Origin of the sequence: Rhizobium sp. 42MFCr.1 (assembly GCF_000377185.1) — a bacterium.
In the GTDB taxonomy this organism is placed as follows: domain Bacteria; phylum Pseudomonadota; class Alphaproteobacteria; order Rhizobiales; family Rhizobiaceae; genus Rhizobium; species Rhizobium altiplani.
The window spans coordinates 1-5,670 of the sequence record NZ_KB897894.1; the positions used below are offsets into that span (position 1 = coordinate 1).

Annotated in this window: 6 protein-coding genes; 2 read left to right on the forward strand and 4 right to left on the reverse strand. The window is 58.8% G+C overall.

What is annotated here, in order from left to right; genetic code table 11:
• From tuf to rpsL, 4 genes are all read right to left on the reverse strand, one after another.
• Complete coding sequence (tuf, locus tag C934_RS0131310; protein WP_018857113.1) at positions 1-1,176, reverse strand: elongation factor Tu; 1,176 nt, start codon at positions 1,174-1,176, stop codon at positions 1-3.
• 69 nt (positions 1,177-1,245) lie between these two features.
• Positions 1,246-3,345 carry an elongation factor G gene (gene fusA / locus C934_RS0131315; protein WP_018860447.1) on the reverse strand — a complete coding sequence of 700 codons (2,100 nt, stop codon included), beginning with the start codon at positions 3,343-3,345 and terminating at the stop codon, positions 1,246-1,248.
• 29 nt (positions 3,346-3,374) lie between these two features.
• Positions 3,375-3,845: a 30S ribosomal protein S7 gene (gene rpsG, locus C934_RS0131320; RefSeq protein ID WP_018860448.1), complete on the reverse strand. Its 471-nt coding sequence runs from the start codon at positions 3,843-3,845 to the stop codon at positions 3,375-3,377.
• 77 nt (positions 3,846-3,922) lie between these two features.
• Positions 3,923-4,294, reverse strand: coding sequence for a 30S ribosomal protein S12 (gene rpsL / locus C934_RS0131325; protein ID WP_003547537.1), 372 nt, complete (start codon positions 4,292-4,294; stop codon positions 3,923-3,925).
• A 485-nt stretch (positions 4,295-4,779) separates the two neighbouring features.
• Here rpsL and C934_RS0131330 point away from each other — a divergent pair, with 485 nt between their 5' ends.
• Both C934_RS0131330 and C934_RS0131335 read left to right on the forward strand, forming a co-directional pair.
• Positions 4,780-5,073 carry a hypothetical protein gene (locus C934_RS0131330; RefSeq protein ID WP_018860449.1) on the forward strand — a complete coding sequence of 98 codons (294 nt, stop codon included), beginning with the start codon at positions 4,780-4,782 and terminating at the stop codon, positions 5,071-5,073.
• 7 nt (positions 5,074-5,080) lie between these two features.
• Entirely contained in the window at positions 5,081-5,509 is a 429-nt protein-coding gene (locus C934_RS0131335; protein WP_018860450.1) for an NUDIX hydrolase, read from the forward strand.
• Positions 5,510-5,670: the final 161 nt, after the last annotated feature.

The window sequence follows — 5,670 nt, forward strand, 5'->3', positions numbered from 1 at the left end:
TTACTCGACGATCGAGGCGACGATGCCGGCGCCGACGGTACGGCCGCCTTCGCGGATAGCGAAGCGCAGCTTTTCTTCCATCGCGATCGGAACGATCAGCTCGACGTCTACAGTGACGTTGTCGCCAGGCATAACCATTTCCGTGCCTTCCGGCAGGGTGACGATGCCGGTGACGTCCGTCGTGCGGAAGTAGAACTGCGGACGGTAGTTGGTGAAGAACGGCGTATGACGGCCGCCTTCTTCCTTCGTCAGGATGTAGGCTTCAGCCTTGAACTTCTTGTGCGGCTTGACAGAGCCCGGCTTGCACAGGATCTGACCACGCTCGACGCCGTCACGGTTCACACCGCGAACCAGAGCACCGATGTTGTCGCCAGCCTGGCCCTGGTCGAGCAGCTTACGGAACATTTCAACGCCGGTAACCGTCGTCTTCGAGGTCGGGCGGATGCCGACGATTTCGACTTCTTCGCCAACCTTGACGATACCGCGCTCGACGCGGCCGGTCACAACCGTACCACGGCCGGAGATCGAGAACACGTCTTCGATCGGCATCAGGAACGGCTGGTCGATCGGACGCTCAGGCGTTGGGATGTAGGCGTCAACAGCTGCCATCAGCTCGCGGATCGCGTCTTCGCCGATCTTCTTGTCGGAGTCTTCGAGAGCGGCAAGAGCCGAGCCCTTGATGACCGGAATGTCGTCGCCCGGGAAGTCGTAGGACGACAGAAGTTCGCGAACTTCGAGCTCGACGAGTTCGAGAAGCTCGGCGTCGTCAACCTGGTCGACCTTGTTGAGGAACACGACGATCGCCGGAACGCCAACCTGGCGAGCAAGCAGGATGTGCTCGCGGGTCTGCGGCATCGGGCCGTCGGCAGCCGAGCAAACCAGGATCGCGCCGTCCATCTGCGCAGCACCGGTGATCATGTTCTTGACGTAGTCGGCGTGGCCGGGGCAGTCAACGTGGGCATAGTGGCGGTTCGGGGTCTCGTATTCGACGTGTGCCGTCGAAATGGTGATGCCGCGAGCCTTTTCTTCCGGAGCCGCGTCGATCTGGTCGTACGCCTTGAACTCGCCGAAGTACTTCGTGATCGCTGCCGTCAGAGACGTCTTGCCGTGGTCAACGTGGCCGATCGTGCCGATGTTAACGTGCGGCTTGTTGCGCTCAAACTTACTCTTTGCCATTTGGGCTCTCCACTCTTTTAAGGTCCCGTGAGGGATCTAATTCTTGTTATCGGTCAATTGGTATTCCGGTCACTTCTGACCGGAATACTTTGCCTGGATTTCCGTTGCGACGTTCGACGGGACCGGCGCGTAGTGATCGAAGGTCATCGTGTACTGAGCACGGCCCTGTGACATGGAGCGCAGGTTATCGACGTACTTGAACATGTTCGCCAGCGGAACGTTGGCGGCGATGACGACGGCGATACCACGGCTTTCCTGGCCTTGGATCTGACCACGGCGGGAGTTCAGGTCACCGATAACGTCACCGACGTAATCTTCCGGCGTGACGACTTCGACCTTCATCATCGGCTCGAGGAGCTGAGCGCCGGCCTTCTTGGCTGCTTCACGGAAGCAAGCACGCGAAGCGATTTCGAACGCCAGAACCGACGAGTCGACGTCGTGGAAGGCACCGTCGATGAGCGTCGCCTTGACGCCGAGCATCGGGAAGCCAGCCAGCGGACCGGAAGACAGAACGCTTTCGATACCTTTCTGAACGCCCGGAATGTATTCCTTCGGAACTGCACCACCGACGATCTTGGACTCGAACTTGAAGTCTTCGCCATCCGGGTTCGGTTCGAAGACGATCTTGACGCGCGCGAACTGACCGGTACCACCGGACTGCTTCTTGTGCGTGTAGTCTTCTTCGTGCTGGCGCGTGATGGTTTCGCGGTAGGCAACCTGCGGAGCACCGACGTTTGCTTCAACCTTGAATTCGCGACGCATGCGGTCGACGATGATGTCGAGGTGAAGTTCGCCCATGCCGGCGATGATCGTCTGGCCGGATTCCTGGTCGGTCTTGACGCGGAAGGACGGGTCTTCAGCAGCCAGGCGGTTGAGCGCGAGGCCCATCTTTTCCTGGTCGCCCTTGGACTTCGGCTCGATCGCGATCTGGATGACCGGCTCGGGGAATTCCATGCGCTCGAGAATAACAGGCTTCAGCGGATCGCAGAGCGTGTCACCCGTGGTGGTTTCCTTGAGACCAGCGAGAGCAACGATATCACCTGCGAAGGCTTCTTCGATGTCTTCACGCGAGTTCGAGTGCATCTGCAGCATACGGCCGACGCGCTCGCGCTTGTCCTTGACCGTGTTCAGAACCGACGAACCCTTTTCGAGCTTGCCGGAATAGATGCGTGCGAAGGTCAGCGAACCGACGAACGGGTCGTTCATGATCTTGAATGCGAGCATCGAAAGCGGCTCGGAGTCGTCAGCGTGACGCTCGATTTCGGCTTCCGTCTTGAAGTCGATGCCCTTGATCGCCGGAATATCGAGCGGCGACGGCAGGTAATCGACAACGGCGTCGAGCAGCGGCTGAACGCCCTTGTTCTTGAAGGCGGTACCGCAGAACATCGGGTGGAACTTGACGTCGATCGTGCCGCGACGGACGAGCGCGCGGATCTGATCGTTGTCGGGCATGGTGCCTTCGAGGTAGGCTTCCATCGCGGCTTCGTCGATCTCGACAACGGTCTCGATCAGCTTTTCGCGATATTCTTCAGCCTTGACCTTCATGTCTTCCGGGATTTCGACGACATCCCACTGGGCGCCGAGCGATTCATCGCGCCAGACGAGAGCGTTCATCTCGATCAGGTCGACAACGCCCTTGAAGTCGCTTTCTGCGCCGATCGGCAGCTGCATGACGACAGCCGTTGCGCCGAGACGGGTCTTGATCATCTCGACGGAGCGGTAGAAGTCCGCACCGGTCTTGTCCATCTTGTTGCAGAAGATCATGCGCGGAACATTGTACTTCTCAGCCTGGCGCCAGACGGTTTCCGTCTGCGGCTCAACACCGGCGTTGGCGTCGAGAAGAGCAATCGCACCGTCGAGAACGCGCAGCGAACGCTCGACTTCGATGGTGAAGTCGACGTGGCCGGGGGTGTCGATGATGTTGAAGCGGCGCATCTTGCCGTCACGGCCCTTCCAGAAGGTCGTGGTGGCAGCGGAGGTGATCGTGATACCACGCTCCTGCTCCTGCTCCATCCAGTCCATCGTGGCCGCGCCATCGTGCACTTCGCCGATCTTGTGCGACTTGCCGGTGTAGTAAAGGATACGCTCAGTCGTCGTCGTCTTGCCGGCGTCGATGTGCGCCATGATACCGAAATTTCGGTAGTCTTCAATTTTATATTCGCGAGCCATTGTGGACTGCCTTTCGAACCCGTTCGGGATTACCAGCGATAATGCGAGAACGCACGGTTGGCGTCAGCCATCTTGTGCGTGTCTTCGCGCTTCTTGACCGCGGAACCACGGTTGTTGGATGCATCGAGAAGCTCGCCCGACAGTCGGTCGATCATGGTCGTTTCGTTGCGCTTGCGCGCGGCAGCGATAAGCCAGCGGATGGCCAGGGCCTGACGGCGCTCCGGACGAACATCAACCGGAACCTGGTAGGTTGCACCACCAACACGGCGCGAACGGACTTCAACGTGCGGAGCAACGTTGTCCAGAGCCTGATGGAACACGCCGAGCGGCTCCTGCTTGGACTTGCCCTGTACGGAGTCAAATGCGCCGTAGACAATGCTTTCAGCGACGGACTTCTTGCCGTCAAGCATGATTGCATTCATGAACTTGGTAACAACCAGATCGCCGAACTTCGGGTCCGGGTTGATCTCGCGCTTTTCTGCTCTGTGACGTCTGGACATACTTCTCGTCTCTTCAATTGTTAAAGGCGCTCTACCACGCGGAGGACCTCGCGCAGCGCCGGGATTTCAAAGCCGAATTACTTCGGACGCTTCGCACCGTACTTCGAACGGCGCTGCTTGCGGTTCTTGACACCCTGGGTATCGAGAACGCCGCGGATGATGTGGTAACGAACACCCGGAAGGTCCTTAACACGGCCGCCGCGGATCATGACGACAGAGTGTTCCTGAAGGTTGTGGCCCTCACCGGGGATGTAACCAATGACTTCGAAGCCGTTGGTCAGGCGGATCTTTGCGACCTTACGCAGAGCCGAGTTCGGCTTCTTCGGCGTCGTCGTGTAGACGCGGGTGCAAACGCCGCGCTTCTGCGGGTTCTCCTGCAGGGCAGGAACCTTATTACGCTTTACGTTCGCCTGACGCGGCTTGCGGATAAGCTGGTTTACGGTAGGCATTCAACCATCCCTTACGTTTATATCTCAATCCCTTGCGGGCGTAACTCGCGCCGTCTCCGGCAAGATCACACGCTTGTCTCAATGCGCAAAACGTGGCCCGATCCGCTTTCGCAGATGGACCACTGAGAGCAGAGGACGCAAAAGACATGCGTCATGCGTGCAGGCATCATATCTTCAACGTGCGTTTCGAACCTTGTTTGAGGTGATCTCCGGGGCGCGTCGCCCCGAATGGCCATGCCTCACATGGGTCCGGATGGCGCGGGTACTACTGGTTTCCCGTCGTCTCGTCAAGGCCGTTAAGAAATAAACTTCGGCCAAACGCCTTGAAACCCGGCCACTACGCGCTCTTTTGGAGCTTCTAGGCGCATTCGCTGCTGCACAGCAAGATAAACTTGAGCATTGCAGTAAAAAGCGGCTATGGAATCACCGATTGCAGACGCTAAACGCATGAAATCAGATTCAAATCTCGAATCGAAGGACATCCGATGATCACCGCCCCCCACAACGACAACATTTCCGAAGGCCCGATGGTCTTCATCATCATCGGCAAGGGCTATGAGTCCGACAACAGCGAGGGCGTCGATCTCCATATCATGCTCAAGGCCGCCGACGACGACAGCGCCGTGCGCGAGGCTCTGAATGCGCTTGCGGAAGAAGGTTTCATCGAGGCCGACCTCGACCAGATCGGCATGCTGACCGAAGTGCCGTCCGAGGAGCCTCACGCCTCCGCCTATCAGGGCGCCGTCGACGGCGAAGTCGCGATCATCCGCTTCAGCTGAGGCAACGATGAAGCCGGATGCGCTCAAGGTGCTGATCTATGCAACCTGGCGCGACCGGCTGCTGGTTTTCGATGAGCCGGACTTTCCGGAGATCGAGCTTCAGGTTCCGGGCGGCACGGTAGAAGCTGGCGAAGATATCGCCACGGCAGCCCTTCGAGAGTTTTCGGAAGAAACGGGAATCCTGTCTAAGACTCCCCTCGCCCCGCTGGTTGTCAATGACTACCGTTTCTACAAGGATGGCAGCGACGTCTGCCACCGGCGACATTACTTCCACATTCCGCTTGAAGGTGAGCAGCCCTCCACCTGGCTGCATCGCGAAATGACGCCGTTCAGCGGCGGGGGGCCAATCCTGTTCCGTTTCTTCTGGCTCAGCTTCGACGATGCCCACGTTCGGCTGGGCTACGGTATGGAGCAAGGCCTACCGCTGCTGAGCTGAGCCCTTGCAAAATCGAATTCAATCGGCATAGGGGGCGCTCGATGTGATCGCACCCCTGCCACACCACCGGCATGCGGGTCCGCACCGGGCGGTTCGAGAGATTGAGGTTAGACGAGCCTGGGCATTCCAAGTTGGTCAGCCCATCTAATGGTGAGGGTGGC

What these genes read in the sequence shown, in the direction of transcription:
- fusA (WP_018860447.1), bottom strand. Translation starts at nt 3,345, where the DNA reads ATGGCTCGCGAATATAAAATTGAAGACTACCGAAATTTCGGTATCATG.
- C934_RS0131330 (WP_018860449.1), top strand. Translation starts at nt 4,780, where the DNA reads ATGATCACCGCCCCCCACAACGACAACATTTCCGAAGGCCCGATGGTC.
- tuf (WP_018857113.1), bottom strand. Translation starts at nt 1,176, where the DNA reads ATGGCAAAGAGTAAGTTTGAGCGCAACAAGCCGCACGTTAACATCGGC.
- rpsG (WP_018860448.1), bottom strand. Translation starts at nt 3,845, where the DNA reads ATGTCCAGACGTCACAGAGCAGAAAAGCGCGAGATCAACCCGGACCCG.
- C934_RS0131335 (WP_018860450.1), top strand. Translation starts at nt 5,081, where the DNA reads ATGAAGCCGGATGCGCTCAAGGTGCTGATCTATGCAACCTGGCGCGAC.
- rpsL (WP_003547537.1), bottom strand. Translation starts at nt 4,294, where the DNA reads ATGCCTACCGTAAACCAGCTTATCCGCAAGCCGCGTCAGGCGAACGTA.